Raw genomic sequence first — 16415 nt, 5'->3', positions numbered from 1 at the left:
AAAGGAACCATCATGCAAAGCCTGGATCCCCGCAGCACCGCGCTTGTCCTGATTGACCTGCAGAAAGGCATCCTGCGCCTGCCGATCGCGCCGCATCCGCCCGAGCAGGTCGTGCAGAATGCCACCCAGCTCGCCAAGGCCTTCCGCAAGGCAATGGCCCCTGTCGTCCTCGTCCATGTCGGCTGGTCGGAGGGATTTTCCGACACGTTGAAACAGCCGGTCGATCAGCCCTTTCCCTATCCGCCGGGCGGCTTTCCGCCCGACTGGATGGAGTTTGCCGCGGAGCTGGAGGTTTCGCCGGACGACATCATCATCACCAAGCGGCAGTGGAACGCCTTCTACGGTACGGAACTGGATCTGCAATTGCGGCGGCGCGGCATCCAGACCATCGTGCTGGCCGGCATCGCCACCAATATCGGCGTCGAATCCACCGCCCGTGCCGCCTGGGAACAGAACTATGCCCAGGTCTTCGCCGAGGACGCCATGAGCAGCTTCGGCGAGGACATGCATAGCTTCGCCATGGCCAAGATTTTCCCTCGTCTTGGCCGGATCACCAGGACAGCCGAGGTCGCTGCCGCGATTTCTTGACCTTTCCGCCGGTTATATACTTGTATGCAATCGATGGGCCGCAGATCGCCTGCGGCCCATCCCATACCTGTTATTGCAGGGTTTCCAATGTTCAGGCCGCCGCCCCCGCTCACCGCGACCGCCAATCCGAAGGCGGATGCGTCCTGGAATCTGGCACCGCAAACCGCAGCCGGCCTTGCCGCCTGGTCATACTGGCACGGCAAAACCGCACCGGATGGCAAATTGCCTTGCCGCGACGCTCTCGATCCCGTGGAGATGCGCAGCTTCCTGCCGACCGTCTTTCTTGCCGACGTGGTGCGCGGCGCCACGCGCCTGCGCTTCCGCTATCGTCTGGCGGGGACGCTGGTCACCAACCTGGCCGGCCGGGAAATCACCGGCCGTATGCTGGACGAATTGTTCGAACCGCCCGTCGCCGACCTGGTCGGGCGTGCCTATGCCGCCGTGGCCAAGCACCGGCGGCCGCTGCAGATCAACGCGGTCACGTTCTGGAACGAGGAACGCGTTACGGTCGGCGTCGAGACCCTGCTGTTTCCGCTGTCGCGCGACGGCGAAACCGTCGACATGCTGTTCGGCGTTTCCCAGCTAGACGAAAGCGACGCCGGGCAGCCGTGATTCAAACTGTCTCCTTGCGCCGGAATCGCGGCGCAGCTTCCAAGGCTTCCTCGGCGCTCGGGCGCCGCATGCGGAACATCGCCGCCGGCGTGATCTCGGCATAATCGGCGAGATAGCCGGCGCGCAGGATCGGATGCGCGGCTGCTGTATCGAACAGGCCATCCTTCAGATAGGCCTTGTTGATGTGCACCCCGACGACCTGGCCAATGGCAAGCCAGTGTTGCGTCGGCCGCCCTTCCGTATCCCGCAATTCGACAACCTGCAGCAGCTTGCATTCCAGCGCCGCCGGGCTCTCCGCCACGCGCGGCGCCTTCACCAATCGACAGGATGCCTGCGTCAGACCGGAAATCTCAAACTCGTTGGTCTCATGCGGCACGGGGGCACAGGTCTGGTTCATCGCCTCGGCCAGGGTCTTGGTCACCAGATTGGCGACAAACTCGCCAGTCGCTTTCACATTGGCGATGCTGTCCTTCCAGCCGCTGCTGCCGAAGGCGACCATCGGCGGCGCGTCGCAGACCGCATTGAAGTAGCTGTAGGGCGCCAGATTGACCCGTCCGGCGGTGTCGACGGAGGAGATCCAGCCGATCGGCCGCGGCCCGACAATGGCCTTGAAGGGATCATGCGCCAGGCCATGGCCCTTGGCGGTCTCGTAGTAATGGAAATCGGCAGTCATGCTGGATCCGTCGGCGGCCAGGAACGGCGCCCAATATAGGAAGAGCCTGAACCGATGTGAACCAGCCCGGGTTGCCCATGTAAAACGGGACTGGTCAAAGGGCTCCGTTCGCGGAGGCCGCGACGCGGTCGCGCAGGTATGGTTTCAGGGCCGTTACCAGGTCTTCGGTCCGCAGCTTTGTGGCCTCGCGCGAGGGATGCAGCGGAGAATCGCAGAAGTCGCTGCGCTTGCTGCGCAGGATGCGCGACGGTTCCGCAGCCAGGACTGGAATGGCCGGCTCGTACTGGCGGATGAACTGGTCGCGGAAGTGCATCCAGCGCTCGCGGTCATGCTCGGATATGAAAAGCCATGGCATATGGACCAGCAACTGCACGCCCTTCTGCCGCAACCGGGCGGCAGCGTCGAGCAGCGCCTTGGCCAGCTTCGCATTTGGCAGGTCCCCCTCGAAACGCTGCGGCGACAATACGGGCGGCGGAACGCAACCGGTGAAATCGCCATGATCATCGGTATCGACAATCCAGGAGCGGCCCTTCTCTGCTTTCAGAACATCCACGATCGACAGCAGCAGCGAATTCCGGTGCGGCAAAGCCTGCCAATGCAGGATGTCGCCTTTGAACTGGCGGTCGTAATCCGGGTAGTCGATCTTCACCAGGTAGGAATCGAAGCCGATGGCGCGTCGCCGGACGCCGATTTCGCCCTGCCAGAAATTGGCCGAGGCATAGACGATCGTATCCCCTGCCCGCACCAGTTCACTCAGGAGGTCGAGGTTGATGCGATAATGATGCGCGCCAAACGGCAGCGCCACGTTGACGGTCGGAACGCCGAGTCGACGTTCGAGCTGCCTCGCATCGATCCCGTAATACGCATTCGATCCGCCGGCAATGACGATACGGGGGCTTGGGGTGCTTTTAGCCAGTTCGCCCTTATAGGCGGCCAAGTCTGCCAGCAGGCGATAGTCCCGTTCGTCATGCCACCGATCCAGCCGATAGAAGACATAGCCGCCAACAGCCCACAGCAAAGCCAGTGTCAGCAGCAGCAACAAACCTGGGTTAGAAGCGCGCATAGACGAATCCCACATCGGTTGCACAGGCGAGCAGCAAAGTGGCGGTTGCCAGCAGAATGGTCACCGCCGGACGCGTCAGCAGATAATATGGCTTGCCGTGATGGCGCCGCTCGTTCTGCCATTCCACCGCTATCACGCAGGCAGCGACCAGCACACCTGCAACGCCGACCTTGGTTTGCGGCATGGCGCGGACATGCTCGAGGAACCGACGAATGGATGCCAGCGAAAGATCGGCATCCCACGCGGCTGCGGAACTCAAATTGGCGAGCTTGGTCAACAATCGCGTCATGTCGTCGTCCATGAACAACAGGCGCCCCATCAGCAGAAGAAGGATGAAACCGATGACGCCGAGCGCGCGTGGCGCCCGTATGCGACACAGCAGCTTGACGAAAAGGAGATAGGCACTGGCATGGAACGTGCCCCAGAGCAGGAAATTGAACGAAGCGCCATGCCAGGACGCGGAAATGGTGAAGACTGCGACCGGCGCCAGGAAGGAAAACAGGACCGGATTTGGAATCCCTTTGCGCAGCGGCTCGTAGAGATATTCATGGAACCAGCGCCCCAGGCTGATATGCCACCGGCGCCAAAGCCTCTGCGGGTTATGGGCAAACAGCGGCTGCGCGAAATTGAGCATGACGGGAAGACCGAAGCACCACGCCGCACCATAGGCCATCAAGCTGTATCCCGCCCAATCGAAATAGACGCGCATCTCGAACATGGCGGTGATGATGACCAGGCCCAGCGGCCGTACGTAATCGATATCGACCAGCCGGCTGACGGAATCGGCAACACCGAATTTCATGAACGCGCCCAGCACCAGCCAGGGCAGGCCGGTGGCAAAATTGGCGTCGACATAACGCAGACGATAGCCGCGCACCTTGTTCAGGAAGGTCGCCTGCTCGATCGGCCCAGACAGGAATTTCGGCAGATAGAGAATATAGAAGACGTAGTCGAGCAACGGCGGCAGGCCGATTTTGCGCCGCATCACGTCGATGGCGACACCGATGATCTGCAGCGTATAAAAGCCGATACCGATCGTCACGGCCCACTGATTGCGCAACGACTCGCTGTGCGGATTGCCGGTCAGGTTGCCGACGATGCCCGCTACGTTAAGGGCCAATAGCGTGCTGAATAACCCGCTGGCGAACAGGATGGCGGCGGCAATGCGCCAGCTCTCAGTTCTGATCAACCGGTCGGCGATTGCGATGGCAAGATAGGTGCCGATCGCGACCCCCAGCAGAAACGGAACCACGGCGATATCGCCGACCAGCCAGATGATGGTGCCCAGCGACAGGCCGATAACGGCCACCTTGCTGGCGAGACTGCCTAAGCCTGGGACCGGTGCGGCAGCCGCATCGTCGATGTCGAAGCCGATGGCCGGACTGGTGATGGCGGACGTCTTGTCACTTGTGGCGACGGGCTGAAGTTCGGTCACGGGCGGCATCCTTTTGGGCCAGGGGAGTGTGTGGACCTGGTCGGTGCGAAAGAACCGCCTCAGGGCGGCGCAGTGCCCGAATCCCTCGGACCCTCTGCCTTAGAATGCACGCTGCCATGGTGATGCCGGGATTTCGGGGGATATGAATCATAGAATGCGCTGGTGATGAGGATTTTCATCAGTCGCTGCCCCACTGCTGAACGTTATCGAATTGGCCGGACTTCCCCTCGCAGTGCGTTTTCTTCGCAACCCGCAGAGCAGACGCATCCACGACGATAATGAGAGGATGAACTCGACCCTGCCAGTGACCATACCGTGGCGGCTGGTCGCTTGGCGGGCTCCGCATACCATCGCATGGTATGGGACGGGAAAGCGCCAGAGGCCACCTAAGGCCGGTCTGACCGGATGGCCTGAGCGCGTTTGGAAAAAGGACGGTGGATTCGGGATAAATGGTCGGAGCGGCGGGATTTGAACCCACGACCCCCAGTCCCCCAGACTGATGCGCTACCAGGCTGCGCTACGCTCCGACCGGGCCCGGAACCGGCGGCCGGATAAGCTGGCGGCGGGCTTCGGGCGGGGCCGCACTATAGCCACGCCGGCCGTCATTCTGCAACCAAGGCAACCTGCTGAATCGTTATTGATCTCTGCCGCACGGGCGAGCCTAGGGCGGCAATCAGCCGCTTCACGCCTGAAAACATGTTCATATATTGTTCCAACTTTCTTACCGCTCGAGCGTCGCGAATACGGCCGCGGGCAAGCCGCGAGCGCGCGGGCGGCATTTCTCGCTTGCATTGGCAGCTAACGCATTTTCATTGGCGCCATGCCGCGCCGGCTCGGACTGCGCCGCAAACGAACCGGCTTTAGCCGGCTTTCAACTGAACGCTGTTGTCGTTGAACAGGCAGGCGGAAAAGAGCCCCGGAAAGCCACCGCTTCTAGCGCATCTGACGCGCGACGATGTCGGCGTGGATCGCCTCCAGATCCTTCAGGCAATTCTTCATCGCCTGCTTCATCTGGCCCATGTCGTTGAGCAGCTCAAACGGCATGCCGATCTGGCGGGTATCGGCCGCCTTCGCTGCTGCCGGCTTTTCCATCGCGGCCTTCGGCTCGGCCTTGGCCCGTGCCTTCACCGCCTTGGCCAGACCGCCCTCGCGCAGCAGCTTCTGCACGCCGCGGATGGTGTAGCCTTGATCGTGCAGCAGGCCGCGAATCTCGACCAGCAGCGCAATATCCTCGGCGCGATAATAACGGCGTCCGCCGCTGCGTTTGACCGGACGAATCTGATGAAATTTCTTCTCCCAGAAACGCAGGACATGCTGCGGGAGATTCAGCTGCTCCGCGACCTCGCCAATGGTACGGAAGGCGGTTTCGGTCTTGGCCCGGGCGGTTTTTGCGTCCGTGCTCTTGCCGCTGGCTCTGCTGGTATTTCTCCGATTGCGTTCGGCGATTCGCTCTACCATCGCTCCTGTCATCTTCGCTCTGGCCCCATTGCTGCTGGGCCGTTTCAGCTGGCCGGCTTGCCCTGCTGAACCGCATGCATCCCGGCGTTGATCTTTTCCTTCAAGACGTGGCTGGCGCGGAATACCAGCACCTTGCGCGGATCGATCGGCACTTCCTGGCCGGTCTTGGGATTGCGGCCCATCCGCCCGCCTTTCGAGCGGACCTGGAAGGTGCCGAAGGACGAGATCTTGACCATGTGATCGGCGATCAGGCTCTCGATGATCTCGTTCAGCACAGTCTCGACCAGTTGCGCGGACTCGCTGCGCGAGAGGCCGACCTCTTGGTAGATCGCCTCGCTAAGTTGCGCCCGCGTCAAGGTGTTACCGGTCATCGCCACCACCCCCTTATGTCAAATTTTATTGGTGTGACGCTAACTTAAGCCCGGGCAAGCGTCAATACGACGTTCGCCGAATCAGCCTCTCAAATTGGGAGTTTACGGGCGGAAATTCTACCGGGAAACGAGGTTGGCGGGGCAACCAGCCGCATCACCAGCGGATGAGGGCACTGCCCCAGGTAAAACCGCCGCCCATGGCTTCGAGCAGAACCACGTCGCCCCGCTTGATCCGGCCGTCCGCGGCGGCTTCGGCCAGAGCCAGCGGCACCGAGGCCGCGGAGGTATTGCCATGGCGTTCCACCGTCAGCACCACCTGGTCGGTGCTCAAACCCAGCTTGCGGGCGGTGCCATCGATGATGCGCTTGTTGGCCTGGTGCGGCACCAGCCAGTCGATGTCGGTCGCCTGCATGCCCACGGCGGCAAGCGTCTCCTTCACCACATCGGCGAGATTGACGACAGCATGACGGAAAACCTCCCTGCCGAGCATGCGCAGGTTGCCCGTCGTCTGCGTGCTGGAGGGGCCGCCATCGACATAGAGCAGGTCATGGTAGCGGCCATCGGAATGCAGATGCGTCGTCAGCACGCCGCGGTCGTTGATGCTGCCAGCTCCCTCTTCCGCTTTCAATACCAGCGCGCCGGCGCCATCGGCAAACAGCACGCAGGTGGTGCGGTCGGTCCAGTCGATGATGCGCGAAAACGTCTCGGCGCCGATCACCAGGGCAGTTTTGGCCTGGCCGGCCTTGATGAAATTGTCGGCGGTGGCCAGGGCATAGACGAAGCCCGAACAGACGGCCTGAACGTCGAAAGCGAAGCCACGGGTCATGCCAAGTCCGGCCTGCACGCGACAAGCCGTGGCGGGAAAGGTTTCATCCGGCGTCGCGGTGGCCAGAACGATCAGATCGATCTCATCGGCCGAGAGCTTTGCATTGGCGAGCGCCGCTTTCGCGGCATGCAGCGCCAGATCGGAGGTTTGTTCGCCTTCGGCGGCGATATGACGCTGACGGATGCCCGTGCGCTCGACGATCCATTCGTCCGAGGTGTCGACCAGCTTGGCTAGATCGGCATTGGTCAGCACGCGTTCAGGCAGATAACTGCCGCAACCGACGACGACTGACCGAATCATGACATCCTCGCACTGACATTCTGTTTTTCTTCGGACTGATTGGCTTCCGGGGCCGTTTCGACGACGGCCGGGCGGGACGCCAGGGAATCGGCAAAGGCGCCTGAGAAATCCGCCTTGATGCGATCGATCAGCCGGTCCTGCGCCATGTCTATGGCCACCTCCAGCGCGGCGGCGAAACCGACATCATCGGTGCCGCCATGGCTTTTCACCGTGATGCCGTTCAGACCGAGCAGCACGCCGCCATTGTAAAAGCGCGGATCCATGCGGTCCTTCAGCATGGTCAGGCCGGCGCTGGCGAAAAGATAGCCGATCTTGGTGAAGATCGAGCGCTTGAAGGAGGCGCGCAGCAACTCGGCCATCAGCTTCGCCGTACCTTCCGCCGTCTTCAGTGCGACATTGCCGGTGAAGCCGTCGGTGACGATGACGTCGGTATCGCCCATGGTAATGTCGTTGCCTTCGACGAAGCCGACAAATTCGAAAGGCGGATTCTCGACAGACCGCAGGACCTCAGCAGCAGCCTTGACCTCGTCGTGACCCTTGACTTCTTCGACCCCGACATTGAGCAAACCGACGCGCGGGCGATGCCGGCCCAGGGCCGAATGCGCCAGGTTGGCGCCCATGACGGCGAACTGCACAAGGTTCTTGGCATCGCATTCGACATTGGCGCCGAGATCGAGCAGAACCGTCTCGCCCTTGAGCGTCGGGAAGAAGGATGCAATCGCCGGCCGCTCGATGCCCGGGAGCGTGCGCAGCACGAACTTGGCCATCGCCATAAGCGCACCGGTATTGCCGGCGGAGACAATGGCCTGCGCTTCGCCATTGACGACGGCATCGATCGCCAGGCGCATGCTCGAATTGCGGCCGCGGCGGAGCGCCTGGCTCGGCTTATCGTCGCTCAGCACCTTCTCCGCCGTGTGGCGGAGTTCGTAATGTCCGTTCAACGCGGGAGAACGCCGCAGCAAAGGCTCGATCTGCCCGGCATCGCCGAACAAAAGGAACTTCGTCTGCGGAAAACGCGGGAGTACGGCCGCGGCGCCCTTGATCACCATGTCGGGGGCATGGTCCCCGCCCATGGCATCGAGCGCGATGGTCAAGGCCGCGGTCACCCCGTTGCCCTCACCCGCTCAAACATCGCCGGAAAAGACTTAAGCAGCAGCGGACTTCGCCACCACCTCACGGCCGTCATAATGGCCGCAGGCGCCACACACATGATGCGGCCGCTTCAGCTCGCCGCAATTGGAGCATTCCACATAGGCGCTGCCCTTCAGCGCCTCATGCGAGCGGCCCATATCGCGCTTGGACTTCGACTTCTTCTTCTTCGGAACAGCCATGACACATCTCTCTCACAATGCAAGCGAGGCGGTGCGCTGGACCAGGCAACCGCCTCGGCTTAGAAAGCCCCGCCTATATACTCTTGGCGCGCCCGGGGACCAAGGGCTTTCGCCTCAATCCTTTTTAATCGTCCTCAGCTTCGCCAGCGCCGCAAAAGGGCTGACCGCAGCGCCAGATTCGGCGCCAGAACGATACTGCTCCGGCAGCTCCGCCCCCGGCTTTCGCGGATAGGGATCCAAAGCCAGGGCCAAAGCCTCAGTTACCACCTCGCTGACATCGATCCCGCCGTTAACCAGCGGATCCGGCGGATCCTCCGCCTCGGGATCAAGCCATTCGGCCTCATCCCGCTCCAGTTGCGCCGGCTCGCCAATTAGCTCGGCTGGCGCGAAACGCTGCTCGACGTCCTCCCTGATCCGCTGCCGTACCGGCTCCAAGGTGATGACGCAGGTCTGCTCGACTTCTGCTTCGAACGAGCCCCGCAGCAGGTATTGCCCCTTCAGGGCCGGGTCCGGAACCACCCGGATTTGGGCCGATACCCCCAATACTGCGGGAATCTGCAGCCGCTTGGCCAGGCTCTCGCGCTCGGCAGCGCTGGCCGTCAACTGGACCAAGGTGCCTTCCGGCCCGATCCGGTCGACCTGTATCAGATGACTGAATTCGTTACCCGATGCGTCCTTCGGCATGACCAATCCTCCGGACCCCGCCGCCAAGGCGGCGGAACATAGGGGCAAGCCACCCTCCGGTCAACCGCCAGGGAAACTCAGCGGAGCAGGCTCGGAGGGGCCGGAAAAACCAGTTTTCCGGCCAAAAGATACTCGTCTTCCTGGGCTGCCAGGTTGGTATCGACCTGCCGCATATAGGTGGCCATGCCAGCCAGGGCTGGATCAGGGGGCGCAGAAGCAGTGCCGTACAGATTCCGGGCCAAGGCGCCGGTCAGCGCGGCATCCGCGGCTGGGCTGTTCAGGCCGGCCTCGTAGGCGTCGGCCCGGCCATAGAAGGCTTGAGCCATGGCCTTCACCTTTTTTCCAACGCTGAGATCGCCCACGCCGATTTCACGCAAGCTGCTGTCCATATCCGCGAAGAGCAGATCGAACAAAGTCTGGCTGAGCGCCCGTCCCTGCTCGCCGATTCGCCCCAGCCGCCGCAAGGTCAGGATCGTGTGCAGCACAATCATGTCGAAACGGCCGTCCAGGGTATCCGGCACGGCAAAGTCCCGGTAGAATTCGGGCCGGCGGGCCTGCGTAACGATGGCGCTGTAAAGCGCCACGGCCTGCTCGGAGGGCAGTTTGGGAGCGAGAAAACTGAAAACTCTTTTAAGCATTTGATTCCAAAGTGGGATGGCGAAAGTTCTTTGTGGCTGGTTTGCCCTTCGGCGGCGGAAAAGATAATATGCCGCCCCGATAACAGCGAGTCATCCGTCATGCCGACCAGCAAAACCGGGAAGGTTTTTGCCATTTTACTGCTTTCGCTAATCGCTGCCTGTGCGCCGCGCGAGGATTTTCGCGGCGTCAGCATCGATGAAGACAAGCTTAAGCAGATCGTCGTCGGTCAGACCACACAGCCTCAGGTGGCTGCGCTGCTCGGCTCTCCGTCGACCACGTCCACCTTCCCGGAATGGGGCACCACGTTCTATTACATCTCCAGCGAGACCGAGACCGTAGCATTCTTGGCGCCGGAATTGCTCGACCAGCAGGTCGTGGCGATCTCTTTCGACAAGGATGAGAAGGTCAAGGAGATCAAACGCTACGGTCTGAAGGATGGCAAGCAGGTCGCCTTCGTGGATCGTGAGACGCCGACCCGTGGCAGAGAGATGACGGTCCTCGAACAGCTCTTCGGCAATCTGGGACGCTTCAACAGCAACGCTACGGGCGCGGTTGGCAATCCCGGCGCCCCTCCCTGATCGGATTGCCCCAATTAATTACCGTTTCGGTTGCTCACGCTCGCTTCGGCGAATGTCGACATGCCGTCATGGCAGGCAACTGCCGCCTTGAGCAAGCCAAGGGCGACCGCGGCCCCGGAGCCTTCACCCAATCGCATACCGAGATCCAGCAGCGGCTGCTGGCCTAGCCGATCGAGCAGCCGGCGATGTCCCCGCTCGGCGGACACATGTCCGGTCAGGCAATGATCCAATCCTCCGGGCGCCAATCTCGCCAGTACCGCAGCGGCAGCGGCGGTGACAAAGCCATCCAGCAAAACCGAGATCGAGCGCAGGCGGGCCGCCAGAACTGCCCCGAATATGGCAGCCAGCTCCCGGCCACCCAATGCCTGCAGAATAGCCAAGGGATCGTCCAGCGCGCCGGCATGACGGGCTATACCGACCTCGACCGCAGACAGTTTGCTGGTCAGCGCAGCACCGGCAACGCCGGTTCCGGCGCCGACCCATTCAGCAACGCCACCGCCAAAGAGTGCCGCTGCGATGGCCGCCGCCACGGTGGTGTTGCCGATCCCCATCTCGCCGACGATTACGAGATCGCTCCGTTCGGGCACGGCAGCCGCACCTGCATTGATGGCGGCCAGGCATTCCTCTTCGGTCATGGCTGCTGTGAGCGTAAAGTCCCGGGTCGGCCGATCCAGATCAAGGGCGGTAACAGACAAGGCGGCGCCATGCAGCTTGGCCAACTGGTTGATCGCCGCGCCGCCACGCTCGAAATTGGCAACCATCTGCGCGGTGACCTCGGCCGGAAAAGCGGAAACGCCTCGCGCGGCGATCCCGTGATTACCGGCGAATATCAGAATATGCACCTTGTCGAGCCGCGGTTTGGGCCGGCCCTGCCAACCTGCGAGATGAAAGACACATTGCTCGAGCCGGGCCAGGGAGCCTGCCGGTTTCGTCAATTCCGCATCGCGTGCGCGGGCTGCGGCTTCGGCAAGCCGGTCGGCGGCCGGCAGGGCCTTAACCCTGGCATGAATCTCGGCATAGCTTTGAAATTCCATCCGCAATGCAGCCCCCTTCCGATGGCTATCCGCCTTGCTTCGTCCGCCGTAGAGAGCGTGCTATAAGGCAGCCCTCTTCCGACCGCAATGCATCGAAATGTCAGAACCTGAACAAGATCAAGACAATCAGCCCTCCGCGGCAGCTGCGGCCTGGCCGACTGATATTCCACGGGCTTTCCGGCTGCTGACGCGTCTTCCGCTGCCGGGCAAACCGGGCCGCCCGGAGCTTACCGGACGCGCGGTGTGGGCCTTTCCTCTGGTGGGCGTCGTGATCGGCCTCGGTAGTGGGCTCGTCTTCCTGCTCACGAACCAGCTCGGGATCGGGGTCGACAGTGCCACCCTGCTCGCCATCGTGACACAAATCGTTCTGACCGGCGGGCTGCACGAGGATGGCCTGGCCGATACCGCGGATGGCTTCGGCGGCGGCACCGATCGAGAGCGCAAATTGGCCATCATGCGAGACAGCCGCATCGGTACCTATGGCGTGCTCGCGCTCATTCTCGCGCTTGGTCTGCGGTTCACGACGATCAGCGAACTTGCCAACAGCCTGATTTCGACCTCGGACGACTACGATCAGTCCATCAGCCAGGCCAGCGCCGTCGTCATTACTCTGATTGCCGCCAGCGCACTCTCGCGCGCGGCCATGGCGATCGTCTGGTACGCCTTGCCTCCCGCACGTACCGACGGCCTTGCCGCGTCCAGCGGCAGGGTGCCACTGCCTTCCCTTGCCATTTGCATCGCGATTGCGGCGCTGGCAGCCTTCCTCCTGCTGCCTGCGCCCAACTGGATGATCAGTATCGGCTGCGTGGCCATCGCAGCGTTGCTCATGGCGGTGCTGGCCAAATGGCAGATCGGCGGCCATACCGGAGATGTCCTGGGCGCCACGCAACAGATCGTGGAAATCGCCATCTTGCTGGCAATCAGCGCCACGACAATCGCGATTTAACTGGACATTATCCGGGCATAAAAAGGGCCGGGTTTTGCCCGGCCCTTCGTTTCAAATCGCTCTCTGCTCAGTGCGACAGCACGGCCAGCAGCAGCAGCGCAACGATATTGGTGATCTTGATCAGCGGATTCACTGCCGGACCAGCAGTGTCCTTGTACGGATCACCGACCGTATCGCCAGTCACCGCTGCTTTATGGGCATCAGAGCCCTTGCCGCCGTGGTGGCCTTCCTCAATGTACTTCTTGGCGTTATCCCAGGCACCGCCGCCAGCCGTCATGGAAATGGCGACGAACAGGCCGGTGACGATAACACCGAGCAGCATGGCGCCCACTGCGGCAAAGGCAGCCGCCTGACCGGCGATGGCGGTGATGACGAAATACACCACGATCGGCGACAGCACCGGCAACAGGCTCGGCACGACCATTTCCTTGATCGCTGCCTTGGTCAGCAGGTCCACCGCCTTGGAGTAATCGGGCTTGGCCTTGCCTTCCATGATGCCGGCGATTTCCTTGAACTGGCGCCGCACTTCGACGACCACCGAGCCGGCAGCACGACCGACGGCGGTCATGCCCATCGCGCCGAAGAGGTACGGCAGCAGGCCACCGAGCAGCAGACCGACGACGACGTAAGGATTGCTCAAGGAGAAATCGATCGTGATGTCCTTGAAGAAGTACTTCAGATCCTCCGTGTAAGCGGCGAACAGCACCAGGGAACCGAAGCCCGCCGAGCCGATGGCATAACCCTTGGTGACGGCCTTCGTGGTGTTGCCGACCGCGTCAAGCGCATCGGTCGTCTTGCGGACGTCCTTCGGCAGATCGGACATTTCGGCGATACCGCCGGCGTTGTCGGTCACCGGGCCGTAAGCATCGAGCGCCACGATGATGCCGGCAAGCGCCAGCATGGTGGTGACCGCGATGGCGATCCCGAGCAGGCCGGCCAGCATGTAGGTGACCACAATGCCGGCAACGATGAACAGCGCCGGCAAGGCCGTCGCTTCCATCGAAACGGCAAGACCCTGGATCACGTTCGTGCCGTGACCCGTGGTCGAGGCCTGGGCCACGCTCTTCACCGGCCGGAAATTGGTGCCGGTGTAATACTCCGTCGCCCAGACGATGAAGGCCGTCACCAGCAGGCCGACGATGCCGCACCAGAACAGGCTCTGCGCGGTGAAGCTCTTGGCGCCAGCCGTGAACTGCGCATCCATTCCGCCCAGCACCCAGGACGTAATCGGCCAAAGGGCAACGGCGGACAGGATACCGGTAACGATCAAGCCCTTGTACAGCGCGCCCATGATGTTCTGGCTGCTGCCGAGGCGGACGAAGAAGGTACCGATCACCGAGGTGATGATGCAGGTGCCGGCGATGACCAGCGGGTAAGCCATGAAACGAGCCACCACGGCGGCATCGGCGGCGAAATAGATCGAGGCCAGAACCATGGTCGCCACGATCGTCACCGCATAGGTTTCGAACAAGTCGGCTGCCATACCGGCGCAGTCACCGACATTGTCGCCGACGTTGTCGGCGATCACCGCCGGATTGCGCGGATCGTCTTCCGGGATACCGGCTTCCACCTTGCCGACCAGGTCCGCGCCGACATCGGCGCCCTTGGTGAAGATGCCGCCGCCCAGACGGGCGAAAATCGAGATCAGCGAGGAGCCGAAACCGAGCGCGACCAGTGCATCGGTCAGTTCGCGGCCGCCAACGCCCATGCTGGTCAGGACGACGTAGTAGATCGCAACGCCCAGCAGCGCGAGGCCGACCACCAGAAGGCCGGTAACGGCACCCGCCTTGAACGCGATGTTCAACGCATGCTCAAGGCCCTTACGCGCGCCTTCCGCCGTCCGCACATTGGCGCGGACCGAGATGTTCATGCCGATGTAGCCCGCCGAGCCGGACAGCACGGCGCCGATCAAGAAGCCGATCGCGACCTTTAAGCCGAGCGTAACGCCAATGATGATGGCGACAACCACGCCGACCATGCCGATGGTGCGGTACTGACGGTTCAGATAAGCGGATGCGCCTTCCTGGACCGCCGCCGCGATTTCCTGCATACGCTGGTTACCGGCCGCCTCCGCGAGAACGGACCGCGAGGTCCAGAGGCCGTACAATAACGCCAACACCCCACAGGCAATGGCGAACCACAACTCAGTCATGAGCGTCTTCCCTTCAATTTAATGATCGACCGAGACTCGCCCGTTCATCACAGGACGCCGAACGGGGATACGCGACTCTTATTTCTTGGCCCAGCGATTCGCGTGGGCGACCTCGTGGGTTATGCCAGAGAACCCGGTGCGGCGCAATAAGACTTGGTTTTCCGAGGGTTATGTAGCCAAGTCAGGCGGCGCTGCCGGGTATCGGCCAGAGGGCCGTCCCGGCCGGCTCGGGCTCACCGGAGAACAGGCCAATTCTACCTAATGCAACTGTCCAACAATATTGAGAAGCAGGATTTGCGTCACGATCCCTTTGCCCAAGACCTCGTCGGTCGGTCCTTTGAGCTTCTCGCGGATGAAATAGAGATCCTTCGCCGTGAAGCGCGCCGGCACCGGGTAAGGATCCTCCTTCAGCAGCTCGCGAATGTAGCGGTCTCGTAGAAGGTGCAGTTTCGCATTGACCTGCGGGACATTGTCCGGCGGCACCTCGAGATTGAGCACCAGCAGAATCTCGCGCGGTTTCTGCCCCTCCGGCTGGATATAGACGCTGAAGGGGTCCAGGGGGACAAAGGCAGGCCGCTTTATCGGCGTTGGCGGCGGCGGATCATCGGGATCAACCGCTCCCTGCTCCGCCTTCGGCGCGAAGACCAGGCGGTACACGGCGAACCCGCCACCTCCCAGCGTAATCAGTACCAGGAGGCCGATGACAAGGAGCCTCATTCTCCGCATGCGCCACCCCCACCAAAATGCTGAAAGCCGGCGCGACCGACAGTTATCGGGCGACCGTCAGCCGTCTCGACCAGTACGCCACTGCCCGCTTCCAGCCGCCCGATACGCGTAATCGCTACACCGGTGGCCATCGCGATCTGCCGAATGCTGGCTGCATTTCGAGGCGAGGCAGAGAACAACAGCTCATAGTCGTCGCCGCCTCCCAGCATGACGTCGAGCAGCCCCGTATCTTGAGCGACAAGCGGGCGTGCAGCATCCGAGAAAGGAACCAGCGAGGCGTCGATGACAACACGCAACCCCGAAGCGGAAGCGATATGCCCCGCATCCTGCACCAGACCGTCGGAGACATCCATCGCGGCATGCGCTGTCCCGCGAAGGGCGCGGCCAACGGCAAGGCGCGGCGTCGGCAGATGCAGCCGCGCATCGAAAGCTGCCGCCGCAGCGGCCGGAACCGGCCGGCGTTTCAGCTTTACCTCGAGGCCAAGAGCGGCATCGCCGATCGTACCGGTGACATAAAGGTCGTCACCGGCCTGGCCGCCGCTTCTTTGCAGCACGCCTCCTTTCTGGACATGCCCGAAGGCCGTCACGGCCAGCATCAGTCCCGAGGGACTACGGATCGTGTCTCCGCCGTAGAGGGGGAAAGCGAACTCCTGCTGATCCTGCGCCAATCCGGCGGCAAAATCCGCCAGCCAGGCCTCGTCCACCGGCGCCGGCAGCCCGAGCACGAGCTGGTATCCGATCGGCTCCGCGCCCTTCGCGGCGAGATCGGAAAGATTGACCCGCAAGAGCTTCCGCGCAATCCGACCGGCGCCATCTGTCTTCAGGAAATGAATGCCCTCGACCATCGCGTCGGTGGTGACGACAAGATCGCTATCCGCCGGGGCGGCGATGACCGCTGCGTCGTCCTCAAGGCCGAAGGCCCCCGGCGCATCAGCCGCCAATGGCGCCAGATACCGCGCGATGAGCTCGAACTCGCCGAGGCTGCCGCGCCCGGCCATA

At 62.4% G+C, this 16415-nt stretch carries 18 protein-coding genes and 1 tRNA gene; 4 read left to right on the top strand and 15 right to left on the bottom strand.

The features are described from left to right. Positions 1–12 precede the first annotated feature (12 nt). Together VF194_RS17140 and VF194_RS17135 are read left to right on the top strand one after the other, a co-directional pair. Positions 13–588 (top strand): hydrolase, encoded by a 576-nt coding sequence (locus VF194_RS17140; RefSeq protein WP_330892409.1) that lies wholly within the window; start codon positions 13–15, stop codon positions 586–588. An 87-nt stretch (positions 589–675) separates the two neighbouring features. Further along, positions 676–1200 (top strand): PAS domain-containing protein, encoded by a 525-nt coding sequence (locus VF194_RS17135; protein WP_330892408.1) that lies wholly within the window; start codon positions 676–678, stop codon positions 1198–1200. 1 nt (position 1201) lies between these two features. Here VF194_RS17135 and VF194_RS17130 read toward each other — a convergent pair whose 3' ends face one another. From VF194_RS17130 to VF194_RS17080, 11 genes are all read right to left on the bottom strand, one after another. After that, entirely contained in the window at positions 1202–1873 is a 672-nt protein-coding gene (locus VF194_RS17130; protein WP_330892407.1) for a flavin reductase family protein, read from the bottom strand. Positions 1874–1967: 94 nt separating this feature from the next. Then, entirely contained in the window at positions 1968–2936 is a 969-nt protein-coding gene (locus VF194_RS17125; RefSeq protein ID WP_330892406.1) for a hypothetical protein, read from the bottom strand. Beyond that, positions 2923–4371 carry an MBOAT family O-acyltransferase gene (locus VF194_RS17120; protein WP_330892405.1) on the bottom strand — a complete coding sequence of 483 codons (1449 nt, stop codon included), beginning with the start codon at positions 4369–4371 and terminating at the stop codon, positions 2923–2925. The genes VF194_RS17125 and VF194_RS17120 overlap by 14 nt, the downstream gene beginning before the upstream one ends. A gap of 450 nt (positions 4372–4821) precedes the next feature. Further along, positions 4822–4898, bottom strand: a tRNA-Pro gene (locus tag VF194_RS17115). 406 nt (positions 4899–5304) lie between these two features. After that, positions 5305–5829: a MerR family transcriptional regulator gene (locus VF194_RS17110; RefSeq protein ID WP_330892404.1), complete on the bottom strand. Its 525-nt coding sequence runs from the start codon at positions 5827–5829 to the stop codon at positions 5305–5307. Between the two features lie 44 nt (positions 5830–5873). Then, positions 5874–6200: an integration host factor subunit alpha gene (locus tag VF194_RS17105; protein WP_330892403.1), complete on the bottom strand. Its 327-nt coding sequence runs from the start codon at positions 6198–6200 to the stop codon at positions 5874–5876. A gap of 154 nt (positions 6201–6354) precedes the next feature. Further along, a complete protein-coding gene (locus VF194_RS17100) occupies positions 6355–7326 on the bottom strand; it encodes a beta-ketoacyl-ACP synthase III (protein WP_330892402.1) in 972 nt (323 codons plus the stop codon). Continuing rightward, complete coding sequence (gene plsX / locus VF194_RS17095) at positions 7323–8432, bottom strand: phosphate acyltransferase PlsX (RefSeq protein WP_330892401.1); 1110 nt, start codon at positions 8430–8432, stop codon at positions 7323–7325. The genes VF194_RS17100 and plsX overlap by 4 nt, the downstream gene beginning before the upstream one ends. Before the next feature lie 39 nt (positions 8433–8471). Beyond that, positions 8472–8657: a 50S ribosomal protein L32 gene (gene rpmF, locus VF194_RS17090; protein ID WP_330892400.1), complete on the bottom strand. Its 186-nt coding sequence runs from the start codon at positions 8655–8657 to the stop codon at positions 8472–8474. A gap of 114 nt (positions 8658–8771) precedes the next feature. After that, complete coding sequence (locus VF194_RS17085; protein ID WP_330892399.1) at positions 8772–9341, bottom strand: DUF177 domain-containing protein; 570 nt, start codon at positions 9339–9341, stop codon at positions 8772–8774. 77 nt (positions 9342–9418) lie between these two features. Next, positions 9419–9925, bottom strand: a complete 507-nt coding sequence (locus VF194_RS17080) for a ubiquinol-cytochrome C chaperone family protein (RefSeq protein WP_330892398.1) — start codon at positions 9923–9925, stop codon at positions 9419–9421. Positions 9926–10078: 153 nt separating this feature from the next. Here VF194_RS17080 and VF194_RS17075 point away from each other — a divergent pair, with 153 nt between their 5' ends. Beyond that, positions 10079–10558 (top strand): outer membrane protein assembly factor BamE, encoded by a 480-nt coding sequence (locus VF194_RS17075; protein ID WP_330892397.1) that lies wholly within the window; start codon positions 10079–10081, stop codon positions 10556–10558. 14 nt (positions 10559–10572) lie between these two features. Here VF194_RS17075 and cobT read toward each other — a convergent pair whose 3' ends face one another. Beyond that, the gene (cobT, locus tag VF194_RS17070) at positions 10573–11592 is read right to left on the bottom strand and encodes a nicotinate-nucleotide--dimethylbenzimidazole phosphoribosyltransferase (protein WP_330892396.1); all 1020 of its coding nucleotides are present in this window, start codon (positions 11590–11592) and stop codon (positions 10573–10575) included. Positions 11593–11689: 97 nt separating this feature from the next. On the opposite strand from cobT, the gene cobS reads away from it, so the two are divergent. After that, complete coding sequence (gene cobS, locus VF194_RS17065) at positions 11690–12538, top strand: adenosylcobinamide-GDP ribazoletransferase (RefSeq protein ID WP_330892395.1); 849 nt, start codon at positions 11690–11692, stop codon at positions 12536–12538. A gap of 67 nt (positions 12539–12605) precedes the next feature. Here the strand turns inward: cobS and VF194_RS17060 are convergent, their stop codons facing one another. The 3 genes from VF194_RS17060 to thiL all read right to left on the bottom strand — a co-directional run bounded on the left by VF194_RS17060 (position 12606) and on the right by thiL (position 16414). After that, positions 12606–14690: a sodium-translocating pyrophosphatase gene (locus VF194_RS17060; protein ID WP_330892394.1), complete on the bottom strand. Its 2085-nt coding sequence runs from the start codon at positions 14688–14690 to the stop codon at positions 12606–12608. 258 nt (positions 14691–14948) lie between these two features. Beyond that, positions 14949–15347 carry a hypothetical protein gene (locus tag VF194_RS17055; RefSeq protein WP_330892393.1) on the bottom strand — a complete coding sequence of 133 codons (399 nt, stop codon included), beginning with the start codon at positions 15345–15347 and terminating at the stop codon, positions 14949–14951. 56 nt (positions 15348–15403) lie between these two features. Continuing rightward, positions 15404–16414 carry a thiamine-phosphate kinase gene (thiL, locus tag VF194_RS17050; RefSeq protein ID WP_330892392.1) on the bottom strand — a complete coding sequence of 337 codons (1011 nt, stop codon included), beginning with the start codon at positions 16412–16414 and terminating at the stop codon, positions 15404–15406. Between the last annotated feature and the right edge of the window lies 1 nt (position 16415).

Source organism: Ferrovibrio sp. (genome assembly GCF_036381655.1).
Classification (GTDB): Bacteria; Pseudomonadota; Alphaproteobacteria; order Ferrovibrionales; family Ferrovibrionaceae; genus Ferrovibrio.
Note: the sequence above shows the minus strand (reverse complement) of the source record. Positions and strands in the feature narration are given on the sequence as shown.